The sequence below is a fragment of the Sodalis sp. dw_96 genome (genome assembly GCF_018449575.1).
Classification (GTDB): Bacteria; Pseudomonadota; Gammaproteobacteria; order Enterobacterales; family Enterobacteriaceae; genus Acerihabitans.
In genome coordinates this window covers 134,223-152,527 of record NZ_JAAVUT010000005.1, presented here as the reverse complement: position 1 = coordinate 152,527, position 18,305 = coordinate 134,223, and the positions used below count along the sequence as shown (strand labels likewise).

The following is an 18,305-nucleotide window of genomic DNA, read 5'->3' as shown; positions in this document are numbered from 1 at the left end:
GGGCTGAACTATCGTCGTCCCGGGATGGCATCAGGGACAAGGCAACATTCCATCGGAGAGAAATCATGATTGTTGAAATGCGGGTTTATCATTGTTTGCCGGGACGTTTACCGGCCCTGCAGGATCGTTTCAGAAATACCACTCTGGCTTTTTTTGAAAAATACGGCATTGAGCCCATCGGTTTTTGGACCACGCTGGTGGGTGAGAGCAACCAGTCGCTGACCTATATGCTTAAGTGGGCCAGCCTGGCGGATCGTGAAGCACGCTGGGGCGCCTTCCAGTCGGATCCGGAATGGCTGGTGAAGCGGGCCGCCAGTGAATCGCAAACGGCGATTGTCGCACGTATCGAAAACAGCTTTTTAACGCCGACGGATTTTTCTCCCCTGCGCTGAATCCGGGCGGGCGGTCGGCAACCCTGACTTCAAAAGGATAAATGCAAATGAGTGATGTGTTAAACATCGGTTTTTGCGGCCTGGGTATGATGGGAACCCCCATGATGCAGTGCCTGGCCGACGCCGGCTATACACTCTGTCTTGGCGATGCCGATCGTCGGCGCCAGGAGTCGTTAATGGACCGGCTTCACGCCGGTCCGCTGGATGCCGCCCACGCGGCCGGCCTGGATGCGTTGATTACCATGTTGCCCAATTCGGACATCGTGGAAAACGTCTTGCTGGGGGATCCGTCCCCCGGGTTGGCGTCGATGCTGCCCAAAGGGGCGGTGGTGATAGATATGAGTTCTTCTGAACCGGCGCGATCGCGCCGGCTCGGCGCCCGGTTAAACGAAATGGGCCTGAATTATCTGGATGCGCCGGTGTCCGGCGGTGTGAAAAAAGCCGTGGTCGGTGAACTGGCGATTCTGGTGGGGGGAGAGGCGGCGGTGCTCGACCGCTGCCGGCCGCTGTTGGCGGCGATGGGCAAAAGCATTCTGCATATCGGCGCGGCCGGCAGCGGCCATGCCGCCAAGGCGCTGAACAATTATGTGTCCGCCGCCGGGCTGCTGGCGACGGTGGAAGCCCTGCATATCGCCGAAGGTTTCGGCATCGACCCGGCGGTGATGACGGATGTGCTCAATGCCTCCACCGGCCGCAGCAATACCTCGGAAAACAAGGTTAAGCAATATATGTTAAGCGGCGCCTTTAATTCCGGCTTCGCTTTGCAACTGATGAACAAGGATCTGCGCATCGGCCAGGCGCTGGCCCGGGACCTGAATTATCCCATGCGGTTCGGCGCCGTTTGCGCACAGCTGTGGGATGAGGCGGCCCGGCGCGCCGAACCTGACGCCGATCACACCGAAATGTACCGGCTTGTTAACAGGAGTAAACAATGACTCATGCAGCTCAGTTCTATATCGACGGACAGTGGGTGGCGCCGTTGTCCGCCGCCGGACTCGATTTAATCGATCCGGCCACCGAACGGACGTTTGCCCGATTAGCCATGGGCAACGGCGCCGATGTGGACCGCGCCGTGTCGGCGGCGAGAAGGGCGCTGCCCGCGTATGCCGCCGGCCCGGTATCCGACCGTATCGCCCTGTTGCAGAGCATTCTGCACATTTACCGCCGCCGTTACGACGAATTTGCCGAGACAATGCGCCAGGAGATGGGTTCACCCATTACCTTTGCCCGCGACGGACAAGCGGTACGCGGGGTGGCGCATCTGGAAGCGATACTCAAGGTGCTGGACGGTTTCGCCTTTGAGGCCCGGCGCGGTACGACTCTGCTGCGGCTGGAACCGGTGGGGGTTTGCGGACTTATCACTCCCTGGAATTGGCCGATCAATCAGATCGTGGTTAAAATCGCCCCGGCGCTGGCCGCCGGTTGCACCATGGTCATCAAACCCAGTGAATATTCCTCCCTCAGCGCGCTGCTGTTCGCCGAAGTGCTGGATGAAGCGGGCGTCCCCGCCGGGGTATTCAATCTGGTTAACGGCGACGGCCCCACCGTCGGCGCGGCCCTGGCGCGCCATCCCGACATTGACATGGTGTCGTTCACCGGTTCCACCCGGGCGGGCATCGAGGTGGCGAAAATGGCTGCCGGTACCGTTAAGCGGGTTGCCCAGGAGCTGGGGGGCAAGTCGGCCAATATTCTGCTGGATGACGTTGATTTGCCTGAGGCGGTGAAGCGCGGTGTTGCCGCCTGTTTTACCAATTCCGGCCAATCCTGTTCCATTCCCACGCGCATGCTGGTGCCGAACGCCATGCTGGAGGAGGCGGCGAATATTGCCAAAGCCGCGGCCCAGACCTTTCGCCTTGGGCCGACGGATTCTCCCGCCACCCAGCTCGGGCCGCTGGTGAACCGCAACCAGTTCCAGCGGGTGCAGGCCTTGATTCAGTCCGGCATTGATGAAGGCGCCCGCCTGGTAACCGGCGGCACCGGACGGCCGGAAGGATTTGAGCGGGGCTATTATGTCAAGCCGACGGTTTTCAGCCACGTGACGCCGCAGATGACCATTGCCCGGGAGGAAATATTCGGGCCGGTGCTGTCCATCATGGGATATGAATCGGAGGCGCAGGCCATTGAAATAGCCAACGGCACCGATTATGGACTGGCGGCCTATGTCCAGTCCGGCGACCGGCGGCGGGCGCAGCGGATAGCGCGAGCCCTGCAGGCCGGCGGCGTCCATATCAATTATCCTCCGGCGGATTTCCTGGCGCCGTTCGGCGGCTACAAGCGCTCGGGCAACGGCCGTGAATGGGGAGAAGCCGGCTTGCGGGAGTATCTGGAGATAAAATCCATCGTCGGTTACGGCGAGGATTAACGGGCGGAAATTATTTTTTTTGCCTGAAATTGCTGTCATACAATCATACGATATTAAGTTCGCTGAAATAGCCTGAGGAGTCACCATGGAATTCGAAGAGCGTTTTGAGCGTGGTTTTGCAAATCGTAAGGAAGTGCTTGGCGCCGCCCATGTGGAAAAATCCTGGGCCGCCGCCGATGATTTCAATCGCCCGATACAAAAATTGGTGACCGAGTATTGCTGGGGCGAGGTCTGGGGCGATCCGACGCTGTCGTTCAAGACCCGTAGTATGCTGAACATCGGCATCCTTACCGCCATGAGCCAGCATCATGAACTGTCGGTGCATATCAAAGGGGCATTAAAAAACGGCGTGACCCGCGAGGAGATCCGCGCCGTACTGATCCAGACGGCGGTCTATTGCGGCGCGCCGCTGGCGTTGGCCGCTTTCCGCGTGGCCAGCGCGGCCATCAAAGCCTATGAGGATGAAAGCCACGGCGCCTGACGGAGCGCCCTCACACGCCTTACCCTGTATTCCCTACCTGCCCGCCGCGACTGTTGTACGGCGGATCGCAACCCTACGCATCCGTAAGAGGTGCGCCGAATAACGGGAGACTGATATGGAAACGTTAAGCGACTATTCCATCGCCTCGGCGAAAGAAAGCGAACAATCCATAGAAGTAAAAAGGAAGAACGCCATCAAAGGCGCCTTCTTTTCCGAATACATCGATATGTTTGATATCTACCTGCCGGTGGTGGCGTTGTCGCCGGTGCTGTTCTACTTCCAGCCGCCGCAGCTCTCTCCCGGTCTGGAAACCATCCTGGCGTCGCTGGTCTTTATTACCACGCTGCTCGGCCGACCCATCGGCGCGCTGCTGTTCGGCATCGTGGCCGATCGCATCGGCCGGAGGAAAGCCTCCATTTATTCGGTATCGGGTTTCGGTGTGGTGACCCTGCTGATTGCACTATTGCCCGGTTATGAAAGCTTCGGCGTGGCGTCCTATGTGTTATTGGTGATCTTGCGGTTTGTGGACGGTATTTTCCTCGGCGGCGGTTATACCGGCGCCATGCCGCTGGCTATCGAGTATTCGAAGAAATCCCAGCGCGGATTTGTCGGCGGCCTGATTATCAGCGGTTTCCCCGCCGCCTATGTCAGCATTAATCTTATCACCTGGCTGGTGCTGATGTTCTCTCCCCTGCACGGTTTGCACTCTCCGTTCGCGCAGTGGGGCTGGCGCATACCCTTCGTGATCGGCGCGCTGCTGGCGGGGGTGCTGACGCTTTATTACATGTTCAAAGTGTCCGAGTCGGAAATCTGGCAAAGCGAAAGCAGCGAGAAAAAGGAGAAATTGGCCCTTACCGATCTGCTGCACGGCAAAAGCGGGCGCAACCTGCTGCAGGTGATTGTGATGATGACCGGCTTCTGGCTGACCCAGAATATCATCACGATTTTCCTGCCCACCGGCCTATTGGTGAAAACCCTGCATTTTAACGGCATAGAAATGACCGCGACCCTGATGTTGACCTATTTCGTGCTGTTTTTCACCTATATCGGTTCCGGCATGCTGGGGCAAAAAATCGGTCGCCGGCTGTTCTTTCTGATTGTCGGTCCGCTGATTGCCGTGGTGGGCTCGGCGCTGCTGTATATCCTGAGCACCCGGCAGGGCATGCCGGTACCCATCATTGTTGCCCTGGTCTGCCTGCTGGCGGTATTGGTGACCTCGCCCTGGGGCGTGATTGTCACCTATATCAATGAACGCTTTGTCACCGATGTCCGCGCCACCGGTTTCGGGGTGGGCTTCAGCCTGTCGGTGATCATTCCCTCGTTCTATGCTTTCTATATGGATTGGCTCAGCGCCTGGATGCCGCTGGCCCTGACCGCGGTGGCGCTGCTGGCCCTGGGGGGAATCATCGGCACCCTCGGCGCCGCCATGGGACCGGAAACCAAAGATGTGGACTTTTCCTGAGGGGGATCGGCCCGGCGCGAGGTGGTAACTTTTCACCACCGGCGGGGACCGGCACTATCAGATGCCTATAAAGAGGGTGAAATGATGAATATCGATCGGGCGGGATTTATCGGTTTAGGCAATATGGGGGGGCGCATGACCCGGCGGCTGGTGGATGCCGGCATCGCGGTGCGGGGGTATGACACCGATACGGCGCGGGCCGCCGCCGCGGGTGCCCAGGCCGCCGCATCGCTGCGTGAAGTGGCGGAGTATGGGGACGTGCTGCTGCTGTCATTGCCCGACAGCCGGGTGGTGGAGGCGGTGGTTGAAGGCCGGGACGGACTGCTTGCCCATTGCCGCGCCGGGCAAACGGTGATTGATCTCAGCACGTCCGCCGCCACCTCCACCCGGCGGCTGCACGGCCTGTTTAACGCGCGGGGCGTGGCTTATATCGACGCGGGCATTTCCGGCGGCGCGGCGGCGGCGGAAAAAGGCGCGCTGACGCTGATGGTGGGAGGGGAAGCCGCTGCCATCGACGCGGTGCAATGGGTGTTCCGTCCCATCGCCGCCAAAGTGGTTAATATGGGGGACAGCGGCACGGGGCATACCGCCAAGCTGCTGAACAATTTCCTCAACGCCGTCAGCCTGGCGGCCACCTCGGAGGTGATGGTGGCGGCGAAAAAGGCCGGGCTGGATCTTCATTCGCTGCTGGAGGTGCTGAACAGCAGCAGCGGCGTCAATTTCGCCACCCTGAATCGCTTTCCGAAAATTGTCGACGGTGACTATCTGGACGGGGGACTCACGTCCCGGCTGATGACCAAAGATGTGGTGCTGTATACCGACCTGACCCATGAACTGGGGGTCGCTTCCCTAAACGCGGCGGGTCCGCTGGCCAGTTTCGGCTTGGCCAGCGCCCTGGGCTACGGCGATAAAATCAGTAATCGCGTGGTGGACGCCATCGGCGATATCTGCGGAGGTATCAGACTTTATGATGCCGGTCCAACCCTAGAGGGAGAACATACATGAAGATTTTTTACGGCAGGGCGCCGGATGCGGTATCCGAGCAGCGCACCGACAGCTTCAGCGGCGTGGTTTGGGCGGATCCCGTCATGCCCGCTACCGATAATATCACTATCGCCAACGTGTTTTTCTCGCCGGGGGCGCGGACCTATTGGCATACCCATGAGCAGGGTCAGATTTTACAGGTCACGTCGGGCTGCGGCTGGATTTGTGTCGACGGCCAGGAGGCGCAAAAAATCCGCCAGGGCGATGTGGTATGGATTCCCGCCGAGGAACGCCACTGGCACGGCGCCGCCCGCGACAGTTACCTGGTGCATACCGCCACCTCCCTCGGCAAGACCCGCTGGCAAGAGGAAGTGACGCAGCAGGACTATCAGCGCGCCGCGGGCTGATGGCGCGCGGTAGTCCGCAGCAGCGGAGGCCGGCTTACGGCGTTACCCTTTTCATTTTAAAGCGAATGGAGCGAAATCATGAGCTTAAAGGAAACATCCCTACCCATCGACGAGACCGACGTTTCCTCCCAGGGGGAGTGGGGTGCGCAATGGGCAAGCATCCGCCGTTTGGACGCCGGGTTTTATGACGCCTGCCGGCAATTGGCGGCGGTGCCCTGGCAAAAAAATCATCTGGACAACAAGACCAAGGCGTTTATCGCCCTCAGCGCCAGCACGGCGGCGACCCATGTTTATCTGCCCGGGATCGGGCGGCACCTGCGTTTGGCGTTGTACTACGGCGCCACTCGGGAGGAGTTGATGGAAGTGCTGGAACTCACCGCCACCCTGGGCATTCACGCCGCCAATATCGGTGTCCCGCTGTTGATGGAAGTGCTGGAAGAGGAGGGATTGCGCAGCGGTTCATCTCCCCTGGACGCCCGCCAGGAAACGCTGAAGCAGCGATTTATAGAAAACCGCGGCTACTGGCACGCCTTCTGGGACGGTATGCTGGAACTGGACCCGGAACTGTTTGACGCCTATGTGGAATTTTCCTCGGTGCCCTGGCGCGCGGGCGTGCTTTCTCCCAAAGTGAAAGAGTTGATTTATTGCGCCTTTGACGCCTCGGCCACCCATCTCTATGTCCAGGGGTTGAAGCTGCATATGCGCAACGCCATCGGCTACGGCGCCAGCGCGCAGGAAATCCTGGCGGTGCTGGAGATCGTCAGCGCCATCGGCATGCATGGCGCCGCCGCCGCCGCGCCGTTGCTGGAGCAGGCGCTGAAGGAGTCCGCGACCGATGGCCGGCGGATGTAGCACTTGGGCGGGGGTACTGCTGGCGCAAGAGTGACCACCGGCTCTTGTTAGCGGCAGGACGGATATGGTACAAAGAAGTCATATTTTGTCGGACAGGAATACAATAATGTCAGCAGAACTGGAAATGATACGGCCCGAATCACTGCGTCACCAGGTCGAGAATGTCCTGCGGCAGGCAATCATGACCGGGCGTTATGCTCCCGGAGAACGGCTTATCGAGCGGGAACTCTGCGAAACCCTCGGCGTCAGCCGTACGTCGGTGCGCGAGGCGCTGCGTAAGCTGGAAGCGGAGAAGCTGGTGCATATCGTGCCGAACAAAGGGCCGATTGTGGCGATCATTTCGCAACAGGAAGCAGCGGAGCTGTATGCGCTGCGGGGTCTGCTTGAGGGCTTTGCCGCCCGCGAATTTGCCCAGCGCGCCAGCGAAGCGGATATTGCCCGCTTCGGCGCCGCGGTACAGCAGCTGCATGCCGCCGGCGCGGCGCAGGATCAAGGCCAGGTATTGGACGCAAAAAACGCTTTGTATGATGTTTTGCTCAACAACTGCGGCAATTCCCTGGTAAAAGAGATCCTCAGCAGCCTGCATTCGCGGATAAATCTGCTGCGCGCCACGTCGCTGATGCATTTGCAACGCCTGCCCGCCAGCCTGGGAGAAATTGATAATCTTTATCAGGCGATACAGCGGCGGGATGCGGATGCCGCTCAGGCGGCGGCGCAGCTGCATGTGGCCAATGCCGAAAAAATGGCCCTGCGCCTGCTGGCCGGCTTGCAGCGCTAGCTCGGCATTGACCGCATCTGACGGTCGGCTCGCAGCATTAACCCGCTATTGACCGCATCTAACGGTCGGCTTGCAGCATTAACCCGCCATGGGCCGCGTCTGCCGACCGGCTTACCGCACTTGCATTAATCCCCGCCGGCGCGCCCGGTAATCCCGTCTGCCGGTCGGGAACGAGAGAGAATAAGGTTGCTTCGTTCAAGATATAAAATATTATACAACGATAACCTTACTAAAATAATGGAAATCACATGCGCTCTTTTCCCTTAATCGGTGCTGCACTGGCGGCGTTATTCCTGGGTTGTGGCTTGAACGGCGGCCTGACCCAGGCTGCTGAACTTCATCTCTATGCCGGCGCCGGGCTGCAACCGGCGGTGGCGACCGTCATTGCTAAATTCGAGCAGGATACCGGCAACCACGTCGTGGTGGAGTATGGCGGCAGCGGGCAGATCATGACCCGTTATCAGCTCACCGGGCAGGGAGATCTGTTCCTGGCGGGCTCGGCTTTCGATATCAATAAATTACAGCAAAAAGGCAAGGTAACGGCCGCCTACCCGTTGGCGCTGCATATTCCGGTGCTGGTGTTGCGGCGGGATAAGGCGCAAGGCATCAACAACTATGCCGATCTTGCCGCCAGCCATCTGCGCCTGGCCATGGGGGACCCCAAGGCTATCGCCCTCGGCCGCAGCGGCGAGAGATTGCTTGATGCCACAGGTTATGGCACCCAGCTGCGCGCCAAAGTGGTGGTGCGCACGGCGGATATGCCCCAGTTGGTGCTGTACGTCTTGCAGGGCAACGTGGATGGAGCGGTGGTCGGCCGTTCCGATGCGGTTAAGCATCTGGATGTCTTGAAAGTCCTGCCGTCTCCCAATAATGTTCCGGCGGAAGTGGTCACGCTGGCGCAATTAACCACCAGCCAAAACGTACCGTTAACCAAACAGCTGGCAGGTTACTTTACGTCCCCGCAGGGCATCAAGGCGTTTGCCGACCAGGGTTTTCTGCCCATCGGACGCGGTGTTAAACTCAATCCATGACCCGACTGGCGCTGGTTCCGCTGTTTATCCTGCTGACGCTGGTTATCGGTTCGCTGCTGGCACTGATTTTTCAACTGGATCTCGCCACCCTCGGACACATTTTGTTCGAGCCGGAACTGCATTTTGCGCTGCTGCTTTCATTAATAACGGCCGCGACGGCGCTGCTGCTGTCGCTGCTGCTGGGCGTCCCCGCCGCCTGGGCGCTGGTTCGCCAGCCGTTGCCCGCCAAGCGGTTGATGAATCTGCTGCTGGATTTGCCGCTGGTCATGCCGCCGCTGGTGGTGGGCATGGGATTATTGCTGCTGTTGGGACAACAGGGCCCCCTGAGCGCCGTCGCGCCGCAAATGTCCCGTCTGCTGTTCTCGCCGCTGGGTATCGTGATTGCCCAGACCTATGTTGCCAGCGCCATCGTGCTGCGTTCCGCCAGCGCCGCGTTCGGCGCGCTGGATCCGGCCTATGTCACCACCGCGTTCAATTTGGGACTGTCGCCGATACGCACGTTCCTGCTGGTGGAGATTCCGCTGTGCCGCCAGGCGTTGTTAAGCGGCGCCGTGCTGGCCTTGGCGCGTGCACTGGGGGAATTCGGCGCCACGCTGATGCTGGCCGGCATGGTGCGGATGAAAACGGAAACCCTGCCCATGGCGATATTTCTCAATATTTCCAGCGACGATTTCCCGCTGGCGGTGGGGTGTGCCCTGCTGCTGATGCTACTGGCCTGCGTATTGCTTCTGGTATTGCAGTGGCTGAACCCTCCCGCCGTAAGATCCTATGCTGGACATTGATCGATTGAGCGCGGGCATTTTACAGCAGGTCTCTTTCCAGGGGGCAACGGCGAGCTGCAGCGCGATACTCGGTCCCTCCGGGGCGGGGAAAACCACGCTGCTTAACGCGATTGCCGGCGTCATCCCCTATCAGGGCAGCGTCCGTTTCGGCCAACAAACCCTGGACGGACTGCCGTCCTGGCAACGTCCGTGCCGCTACCTGAACCAGCGGCTTTATCTTTTCCCGTATTTGACCGTGGAGGGCAACCTGAAGCTTGCCCAGTACGGCGCCGGCCAACGGCGCGCCGCCGGGCCGCGGCGGGAACTAATGCAACGGTTAGGCATCGCCCATCTGGCCCGGCGTTATCCGCAGCAGATCTCCGGCGGCGAACAGCAACGGGCCGCACTGGCGCGCGCGTTGATCGGCCGCCCGGCATTGCTGCTGCTGGATGAGCCTTTTTCCAGCCTGGACTGGGAGACCCGCACCCGGCTTTGGCAGGTGCTGCGGGAGATTCACCGGCTGTTTGCCGTCACCATCCTGCTGGTGACCCACGAACCGCGCGAGGCGGATGCGCTGGCCGACAGCCAGTGGTCGTTGCAGCGGGGCGTTCTGCGCCGGCTATAAAGCGGCATCCTTTCCCCGCGAACCGGTGGTTTTTTTCTGACGGTTAGCCATCATTATCCTTGGGCAATCTAGGGCTTTTTCTGTCTGGTCAAGGAAAGTCTTCCAATCCAAGGGCGCTTGCCTTCTGAAACTCCTTGATTGAACGGCGCCTTATCCGTATAGCTGAATGTGCCTAAAGTTAAATGTTAGGAAAGCGAATGTCTTTGGTGGTTGGAGAGCGTGATATGTCAGGAAAAACCGGCAAAAAGTCCCCCTGGGCCATGATGGCGTTTTTGAGCAGCCTCAGTTTTTGGTCAATATTGCCCGCCGGCGCCGCCACCGTGCCGATCGGCGTTGAACTGGCGGTCAAGCAGGAAATTGTGCGCAATAACGGCAGCGAACCGGCATCACTCGACCCGCATAAAGTGGAGAGCGATGTGGAATTCAATATCATCAGTGACTTTTTTGAAGGGCTGGTGAGCATCGACAATGACGGCCATGTCCAGCCGCGCTTGGCCGCCCGCTGGGAAAACAAAGACAACCGCGTGTGGACCTTCCATTTGCGTCCGGGGCTGAAATGGTCGAACGGCGATCCCCTCACCGCCGACGATGTGGTCTACAGCTGGCGTCGCCTGGTGGATCCCAAAACCGCCTCGCCTTATGAAAGCTACCTGGCCAATATGCATCTGCTGAACGCGCGGCAGATTATTGACGGCAAAAAGAGTACCGAGACCTTGGGTATCCGGGCGCTGGATGCCGCGACGCTGGAGATAACCCTTGAGCAGCCGACGGCGTATTTTTTGGCGATGCTGGCCTATCCCTCGCTGGTTCCGGTGCCGCAAAAAGCCATAGAGCAGTTTAATGATAAATGGACCCAGCCGGGACATTTTGTCAGTAACGGCCCCTTTACCTTGTCGCAGTGGGTAGTGAATGAGCGGCTGGTGGGAGTGCGTAATAAACAGTACTGGGACGACAGCCATACGCAAATTAATCGGGTGACCTATTTGCCCATCGGTTCCGAGACCGCCGATGTCAACCGTTACAACGCCGGTGAGATCGACATCACCTATACCGTGCCGCAGACCTTATTCAAGTCGTTGCAGCAGAAATTGGGTCATCAGGTTCATATTTCGCCGAAACTGGCCACCTATTATTATGAGTTTAACACCCGCAAGGCGCCGTTCAATGACAGCCGCGTACGGCAGGCGCTTAATCTCGGTCTGGATAAGGATATTATCGCCGATAAGGTGCTGGGACAGGGGCAGATTCCCGCCTGGCTGATAAGCCAGGAAAACATTGGCGGCGTGGCGCTGCACAAACCGGACTATGCGGGCTGGACCCGGGAAAAGAGGCTAAGCGAAGCGAAAAAGCTGCTCACACAGGCCGGATTTACCGCCGGGCATCCGCTGACGCTGGACCTGTTGTACAACACCTCCGAATCACACCAGCGCATTGCCATTGCCGCCAGCTCGATGTGGCGCAAAAATCTCGGCGTCGAGGTAACACTGCATAACCAGGAATGGAAAACCATGCTGGATACGATGCACGGCGGTCAGTTTGATCTGGTGCGTTATGCCTGGGTCGCCGATTATAACGACGCCTCCACTTTCCTTGATAACTTCCGCACAGGCGACAGTGAAAACACCTCGTTGTACAGTAACCCGGACTATGACAAGGCGCTGGAGCTTGCCGCCCGATCGGGCACCACGGCGGAACGGGGGAAATATTATCAGCAGGCGGAAGATATTCTGGCCCGGGATGTGCCGGCGATTCCGGTCTACCATTATGTGTCGGTGATGCTGGTGAAACCCTATATCGGCGGCTTCAGCCCGAGTCCTCTGGGGGTGTATTACACCAAGGATCTTTACGTGATCAAACATTGACGGGAAAGCGCGCCGCGGTGGTCCGGCAAGAGGAAAGTCGCAGTCCGGGGTGTTGCAAACTGAAAGGGGGCAAATCGAAACCTGATCGCTATGTCCCACAGGGATTCAGTCGCGATTGTTAAGGGATTGCCTCGCCATTCCATCCAGCATTCCCTCCTGTTTCAGCTGCTCCGCAATAGTCATCAGTTCCTCCCTGTAACGTGGCGTATTTCCTGCCAGAATACTGAAAAGACTTTATAGTCAAGGGCATTTCCCTCTTGAGTCAAATAGCGGAACAGCGATTTCACCTGTTCTTTACTGTACTCCGCCAGCTTTAGCAAAAAGGCGATATTCAGCAAACTGATTATTTTTCGTGGGGCATCGCAATTTAATGCAACGAACCGGCTCTTTTCATTTAATTATTATAGGAAACGAATTTACGCGAATAAAATATAGACATGACGCTATTAGAATTGAATATGACTATTCTAATAGCGAGCGCCGGTTATTTAAACCGTGTGCTAAATAAACGCGCTTATTATCGCTGCTCCTATTTTTTGAGCATGCTTCAGTTGAGTTAGCGCAGGAAGTAACAAAGGGTTGGCGAAAGTGAAGCACTATTTGGCGCAGTTATTCATGTATAAAGTACCGTCAGCAACCGCCGCCATTGAGGGTAAATGGCGGCGGCGGATGCTGGAAGATCCGTGGTTAAGAATTAAAAGATCCCGCTATGAAAGATCCTTATGGGACGAGATAATCTGTCCCACAATCCCATAATCCAGGGCTTCCGGCGCGGTGAGCCAGAAATTGCGATCGGTGTCTTTTTCTACTTTTTCCAGCGGTTGCCCGGTGGCGTCGCTGATAAGTTTATTGACCCGGTCCAGCATGCGCAGGATTTCCCTGGCTTCGATCTCGATATCCGTCGCCTGTCCCTGCACGCCGCCGAGAGGCTGATGGATCATGAAGCGGGTATTGGGCAGGGCGAAGCGGTTCTTCTTCTCCGCCGCCAGAAAAATGGTGATGCCGGCGCTGGCCACCCAGCCGGTGCCGATAATCTGCACTTCCGGTTTGATAAATTTAATGATGTCATGGATAGTATCGGCCGCTTCCACATGTCCGCCCTGGCTGTTGAGGAAGATCTTTATCGGCTTGTCATTCACTTCCTGCAGGATAAGCAGCTGCGACACCACCTTTTCGGTCAATGCCTGATTGATCTCGCCGGAAATAATCAGTGAACGGGCATCCAATAGCTTGTTCAGGGCAAAGGAAGAAATCGCCGGCTGATCTTTCTCTTTATCATCATCGTTATCTTTTGCTTGAGACCACATAGCATTCCTCTCTTGTGCATAAGGTGAATTTTTTGACGTTACCTAAGCTTACCTCAATGAAGGCACGGAAGCATACCTTTGTGGCGTTCGTCCGGGGGAAAAGAAAGATCCCCCGGGCGGCGCATCGCGTGTCGCCCGTTGTCGCCCGACATTCTGGTTTTCACTATCACAGGCGGTGGCGGTAACAGACGGCACCCCTATCTCATGGTTATCGATTTTAGGTAGGGAAGATTGCCTGAAGGAGGGCGGAATCGTTTTTACACAAGAAGGATTGCCCGAAGGAGAGCGGACAGATTACTATCTGCCGGTCAGTGCGGAAAAATGATCTCATGGGCGACCCCCTTTTATTAATCAGCACTCTTTGTTTTCGAGACCACGCTATGTTAAATGTGCCGTCGCTTTCTCCTTCCCTGCGGGAAAATACCTTACGCCTGGAGGCCACTCTTTCGGATATTACCGATGAGGTATTTTCATCGTTATTAAAAATGAAAGAATATACCGAGCTGACGCCGGTGGTCAGGCTGGATGTGAATGAGTCCATAGCCTTTTCCGCCCGTCTCTGGTTTCAGTCTATTTTAGGCGGTACACCGCCTTCCCAAGAGGATTTACAATTATTCCAGGAATTCGGCAAACGGCGGGTGCATCAGGGTATGCCGTTACCGGCGCTGTTGCGGGCATTTAGGCTCGGGTCTCTTGAGTTATGGCGCAGTTATATCCGCATTGCGGAACGAAACCAAGGTTTGCGTGAGGAGCTGTTGTTTAACATCTCACCTTATCTGCTGGAGTATTTTGACGATATGGCCCAGCTGATTTCCCAAGCCTATCTTCTGGAACAGTTCCGTCAGGCACGCTGGCGAGAATCTTTGCAGCATCAATTGTACGGCCTGATTTTCAATTTTCCCGAGGATAGCGGGGAATTTCATAAAACCGCCGCGGCCCTGGGGCTGGATCCGGCTGCCCCCAGGATTGCTTTCGCCATCGAACTCCCGGATACAGACAGCCATTCCCCGCGATTTACCCACCAGCTTGACCGGGTGGTGGCGGAGATTGCCCGTCGGCTTGAAGTCGCCGAGGACTTTCTGGTGAGCGCCTGGCATCATGGCCGATTAATTATCTGGGTGCCGGCGATGCCGGGCAATGTCATGAATGCCAACGATCGCATTATGGCGGGGCGCGCTGACGCGTTGCGAGAGGCATTGCCCGCAGCGGCCATCATGGGGGTGGGGCTGATGGGGCAAGGCGCCAAAGGGTGGGCCACTGCCGCCGAGGAGGCCATCCGGGCCCTCGATGACGGCGCGCGCTGTCGCGATGACAGCCGGGTTTACTTCTACTCCGATATTGTTATGGAAGAGAGCGTACGCGGTACCGATACGATTTTACGTTATCTGGTGTCGTTGATAGAACAATTATCCGGTGAGCCGGATCTGCTGCTGACCCTTGAAACCTATTTCGAACACTGCCAGCGCCGGAAGGTGGCGGCAAGCGTACTGGGTATTCATCCCAATACGCTTAACTATCGGCTGGAGCGAATCGAAAAGCTGTTGGGGGCCCGGTTGGATGACGTGGGCTGGACGACAAAACTCTCCATTGCGCTCAAGCTGCGTCGCTAATAAAGGAAATCATCCTGTTTAAATAAGCCGCCATTAACTATCAATTCTTTTCTATCCACTCTTGTGCGGCTCTTTTGGAAAAAGATCGACATGAATTGTGATTATTCACAATTCATCTTTACCTGTTTATTTACCCTAAAACACCCATTGACAGTGATGAGGTTCATATATACTTTAAACCCATCCCAGCAACGATAAATCCTGTAAAAGACGTCCGCAGTTTAACGTCCCTACGTCGGGGTTTTTATAATGGTTGAGATTATATGAAAGATCTTACACTGGGAGCGTTAATATTTTTCCCGACATTGATATGGGTGATTTTTTTGGGTTTTTTTATCTGGCTGCTGGTCCGCATAGCCTATCGCGATGTTATTTTTAACGGCTATTTTTGGCATCCAAATCTTATTGATCTTGGCGTTTTGTTTTTGTGCATTTATCTAAGCCATATGCTGATGATATCGTTGGAAGTCTGATTATGAAAACCATTGGTAAATATATCTTCAGTGTGGTCATGCTATTTATGATTGTGGTAGTCAGTTATCGCCTGTGGAATTTTTATACTCTCGGGCCCTGGACCCGGGATGCCAAAATCCGTGGAGAGGTCATACAAATCGCCGCGGAAGTCCCGGGCAAACTCATTAACCTGCCTATCGCCGACGATCAAAAAGTGAAGCGGGGCGACCTGCTGTTGACAATCGATCCCAGCGATTATCAGATCAACCTCGACAATGCGCTGGCAAAATCGGCGCAGTTGAGTATCCAGCGGGATCAGGCGCTGCATCAATACACCCGGCGCGCGCGGTTAACCCATCAGGTTATTTCGCAGGAAGATCTTGAGACGGCAAAAACAGCGTTAGCGTCGTTAAACAATCAGATAGACCAGGCAACCATCGCCATTAAAAAAGCCCGGCTGGATTTGAGCCGCACCCGGATATATGCCCCCGCCGACGGTTACGTTACCAACCTGGGGTTACGGGAGGGAAATTACATTAGCCCCGGGCAATCCTTATTGGCGCTGGTTGATGCGAATTCTTTTTATGTCATGGCCTATTTTGAAGAAACGAAAATGCGGTTTATCGTCGCCGGCAAACCGGTGGAAATCATACCTTATAACGGCGGGCAGCCTATGTACGGACATATTATCGGTATCGGGCGGGCCATCGTCGATCAAAGCGCGTCGACGGGAGAACAGCTGTTGCAAAACGTCGAACCCGATTATCCCTGGGTCCGGCTGGCCCAGCGGATCCCGGTGCGAATTGCCATTGATCGGCGGGATGACGGGGCGGCTACTCCGCCCCTTATCGCCGGCAGTACCTGCACCGTAAAAATAAGGGACCGCTAATGGGCGTAGCGGCCGGCGGCAAAACCGTGCCGATGGCGAAGATCGCCCGGTTTTTCCAACGACCGGATTACCTTTTTGCCCTGCGTTTTTGGCTGGCGGCGCTGCTTGCCTGGTGGGCCGCCTTTTCCCTGCAGCTTGATAAGCCTTATTGGGCCATCATGACGGTGGCGGTGGTCAGTTATCCAAGCCAGGGGATGCTCATCGCCAAGTTTATCGCCCGGCTGTCGGGCACCGTGATAGGCATCCTGATGGTGACCTGGATTGCCGGCATCAGCCTGGACGCGCCCTGGCTGATGTCGCTCTATCTGGCGTTATGGCTCTCCCTTTGTACCTATGTTGCCGGCTGTTATAGCGGCATGGTCACCTATGCCTGCGCCCTGTGCGGCTATACGTCGGCCATTGTGGGATTCGGCATCTCGGTTTCACCGACGACCTATGCGCTGTTTTTTATCAGCCAGGCCAGGCTGTCGGAAATCGCGCTGGGCCTGACGGCCGCGCTGCTGGTGACCTTCCTGCTGCCGTCGCGGCTGGATAATCGATTGTTTTTGCAGGCGGCGCAGGGTAATCGCCAAAGGATGCGGGGCCTGATCAGTGCCTGTTTACAAGAGTATGTGCCCGAGCGGGCGCTGTTCCTGCGCTGGTATGAACTCGTTACCGGTTTGATGAATGCAAAACTGCTGGAGGTGAACGACTCCTGGTCCCTGTTGACCGATAAAACCCTGAACCGGCGGCAGTCCGGCCTTACCCGCCGGCAACTGGGACTGGCGAGCGGTCTTTTGTCTCTGAAAACCCAGTCCTGGCATCTTATGCGGGACGGCGGCGGGGATGCGGTGTCCTATCTCAATGAGTTGGAGATATGGCTGAACGAGGGCCCATTTCCACCCGACACGGCCCCGCCGTCGCCGCCTACCGGCTTAACGGCCCGCCGCGCAGGCAAACACTTCTGTACAACCCTGCTTTCCTGCCTTGAAGAGGAGCGCCCCCAGGCCGCCGCAGCCGGAGAAAAAAGAACCGGACCGGTATTTGCCGGGTCCCGTGTGTTCCGCGATCGTCACGAATTGCTGCTTAATGCCGCCCGGACCTTTTGCAGCGTCCTGATCGGGGTGTTCTTCTGGCTGGGGACCGATTGGGATATGGGCTATATCCTTACCGTGCTCATCGGTATCTCATGTGCTCTGGGCGCCCATTATCCCATGGTGAACAAACTGGTGCTGGTGGTATTGGCCGCCGTCGCGCTGGCGGTGCCGGTGGCATACACTCTGTTGTTTTATGCGTTCATTTCCACCACCGAACTGCTGCCCGCCATGCTCGCCATGACGCCGGTGCTGTTATTCGCCGGCGTGGGGAAGACGCTTTCTCCCATTGCCTTTATCTTTTTTCATGTGTTTATCCTGGGGGTGATTTTCCTGATCAATTTTGCCAACCCCATGGGCTATGACTTTTCGCGCTTTGCCAATATGGCATTGGCGGCGGTCTTCAGCGTATTGATCGTCGTCCTGGTATTTTATTTCATTCCCCAAAGCCCCGACCGGGTCAAACTGGCGAGGATGTCTCGCGCCATCGCCGGGCGTTTCTCCCGCGATATGGCACGGGAACCACGGCACGCCGCTTTTGAAGACTACGTATACAGCGCGCTTTTTGTCACCCGCGTTATGCCGCGCTCCTGGGAAAAACAGCGCTTTATCCGGTTGTGTTGTTTGACCCTCGCCATCAGCCGGATACGATCAAGGGCCTGGCTGCACGCCTCCAGAGAACTGGTTTTGCCGGCGGCATTTATCGACGCGTTGATGCGGGGCGAGTATGCCGTTTGCCGAGTTTTGACCGGGCAAAAAATGGCGGAGGGTGATGAAGATGCCTGGGGATATTGGTGGGAAATAGGGACTGTTCTGGGCTATATGAATGGGAATATGAATGGGAATATGAACGGGAATGCAGTCGGGGAGCTGAACTGAAAACCTAAAGGAAATGCCACGAATCGGGACCGGGGGAGGCGAATGTGCGATGCCCGGCAGATTCCGGCACGGTAGCGCCGCGTACCGGCTGCGGTTG

At 57.0% G+C, this 18,305-nt stretch carries 18 protein-coding genes; 17 read left to right on the top strand and 1 reads right to left on the bottom strand.

The genetic code is table 11. The features are described 5' to 3' along the window. The first annotated feature begins 65 nt into the window (after window positions 1–65). The 13 genes from HB631_RS10430 (at window position 66) to HB631_RS10370 (ending at window position 11,997) form a co-directional block, all read left to right on the top strand. Entirely contained in the window at window positions 66–392 is a 327-nt protein-coding gene (locus HB631_RS10430; protein ID WP_213991082.1) for an NIPSNAP family protein, read from the top strand. Window positions 393–439: 47 nt separating this feature from the next. Next, window positions 440–1,327, top strand: a complete 888-nt coding sequence (locus HB631_RS10425) for an NAD(P)-dependent oxidoreductase (RefSeq protein ID WP_213991081.1) — start codon at window positions 440–442, stop codon at window positions 1,325–1,327. Next, window positions 1,324–2,754, top strand: coding sequence for an aldehyde dehydrogenase family protein (locus tag HB631_RS10420; protein ID WP_213991080.1), 1,431 nt, complete (start codon window positions 1,324–1,326; stop codon window positions 2,752–2,754). Before HB631_RS10425 ends, HB631_RS10420 begins: the two co-directional genes overlap by 4 nt. Window positions 2,755–2,839: 85 nt before the next feature. Next, a complete protein-coding gene (locus tag HB631_RS10415) occupies window positions 2,840–3,235 on the top strand; it encodes a carboxymuconolactone decarboxylase family protein (protein ID WP_213991079.1) in 396 nt (131 codons plus the stop codon). Between the two features lie 115 nt (window positions 3,236–3,350). Further along, a complete protein-coding gene (locus HB631_RS10410; RefSeq protein WP_213991078.1) occupies window positions 3,351–4,697 on the top strand; it encodes an MFS transporter in 1,347 nt (448 codons plus the stop codon). 81 nt (window positions 4,698–4,778) lie between these two features. Further along, window positions 4,779–5,702, top strand: a complete 924-nt coding sequence (locus tag HB631_RS10405; RefSeq protein ID WP_213991077.1) for an NAD(P)-dependent oxidoreductase — start codon at window positions 4,779–4,781, stop codon at window positions 5,700–5,702. Then, window positions 5,699–6,088, top strand: coding sequence for a cupin domain-containing protein (locus HB631_RS10400; protein ID WP_213991076.1), 390 nt, complete (start codon window positions 5,699–5,701; stop codon window positions 6,086–6,088). The genes HB631_RS10405 and HB631_RS10400 overlap by 4 nt, the downstream gene beginning before the upstream one ends. 78 nt (window positions 6,089–6,166) lie before the next feature. After that, complete coding sequence (locus tag HB631_RS10395; protein WP_213991075.1) at window positions 6,167–6,940, top strand: carboxymuconolactone decarboxylase family protein; 774 nt, start codon at window positions 6,167–6,169, stop codon at window positions 6,938–6,940. 106 nt (window positions 6,941–7,046) lie between these two features. Next, the gene (locus HB631_RS10390; RefSeq protein ID WP_213991074.1) at window positions 7,047–7,718 is read left to right on the top strand and encodes a GntR family transcriptional regulator; all 672 of its coding nucleotides are present in this window, start codon (window positions 7,047–7,049) and stop codon (window positions 7,716–7,718) included. Between the two features lie 248 nt (window positions 7,719–7,966). Next, window positions 7,967–8,749: a molybdate ABC transporter substrate-binding protein gene (gene modA / locus HB631_RS10385; RefSeq protein WP_213991073.1), complete on the top strand. Its 783-nt coding sequence runs from the start codon at window positions 7,967–7,969 to the stop codon at window positions 8,747–8,749. After that, window positions 8,746–9,531 carry an ABC transporter permease gene (locus tag HB631_RS10380; protein WP_213991072.1) on the top strand — a complete coding sequence of 262 codons (786 nt, stop codon included), beginning with the start codon at window positions 8,746–8,748 and terminating at the stop codon, window positions 9,529–9,531. Before modA ends, HB631_RS10380 begins: the two co-directional genes overlap by 4 nt. Further along, window positions 9,518–10,135: an ATP-binding cassette domain-containing protein gene (locus HB631_RS10375; RefSeq protein ID WP_213991071.1), complete on the top strand. Its 618-nt coding sequence runs from the start codon at window positions 9,518–9,520 to the stop codon at window positions 10,133–10,135. Before HB631_RS10380 ends, HB631_RS10375 begins: the two co-directional genes overlap by 14 nt. Before the next feature lie 260 nt (window positions 10,136–10,395). Continuing rightward, the gene (locus HB631_RS10370) at window positions 10,396–11,997 is read left to right on the top strand and encodes an ABC transporter substrate-binding protein (RefSeq protein ID WP_213991214.1); all 1,602 of its coding nucleotides are present in this window, start codon (window positions 10,396–10,398) and stop codon (window positions 11,995–11,997) included. Between the two features lie 707 nt (window positions 11,998–12,704). Here HB631_RS10370 and HB631_RS10365 read toward each other — a convergent pair. Continuing rightward, entirely contained in the window at window positions 12,705–13,304 is a 600-nt protein-coding gene (locus HB631_RS10365) for an ATP-dependent Clp protease proteolytic subunit (protein ID WP_213991070.1), read from the bottom strand. Window positions 13,305–13,684: 380 nt separating this feature from the next. Between HB631_RS10365 and HB631_RS10360 the strand changes: the two genes are divergently transcribed. The 4 genes from HB631_RS10360 (at window position 13,685) to HB631_RS10345 (ending at window position 18,208) form a co-directional block, all read left to right on the top strand. Next, window positions 13,685–14,914 (top strand): helix-turn-helix domain-containing protein, encoded by a 1,230-nt coding sequence (locus tag HB631_RS10360; protein ID WP_213991069.1) that lies wholly within the window; start codon window positions 13,685–13,687, stop codon window positions 14,912–14,914. A gap of 263 nt (window positions 14,915–15,177) precedes the next feature. Continuing rightward, complete coding sequence (locus tag HB631_RS10355) at window positions 15,178–15,387, top strand: DUF1656 domain-containing protein (RefSeq protein WP_213991068.1); 210 nt, start codon at window positions 15,178–15,180, stop codon at window positions 15,385–15,387. A 2-nt stretch (window positions 15,388–15,389) separates the two neighbouring features. After that, window positions 15,390–16,256, top strand: coding sequence for an HlyD family secretion protein (locus HB631_RS10350; protein ID WP_213991067.1), 867 nt, complete (start codon window positions 15,390–15,392; stop codon window positions 16,254–16,256). Beyond that, entirely contained in the window at window positions 16,256–18,208 is a 1,953-nt protein-coding gene (locus HB631_RS10345; protein WP_213991066.1) for an FUSC family protein, read from the top strand. The genes HB631_RS10350 and HB631_RS10345 overlap by 1 nt, the downstream gene beginning before the upstream one ends. The last annotated feature ends 97 nt before the right edge of the window (window positions 18,209–18,305 follow it).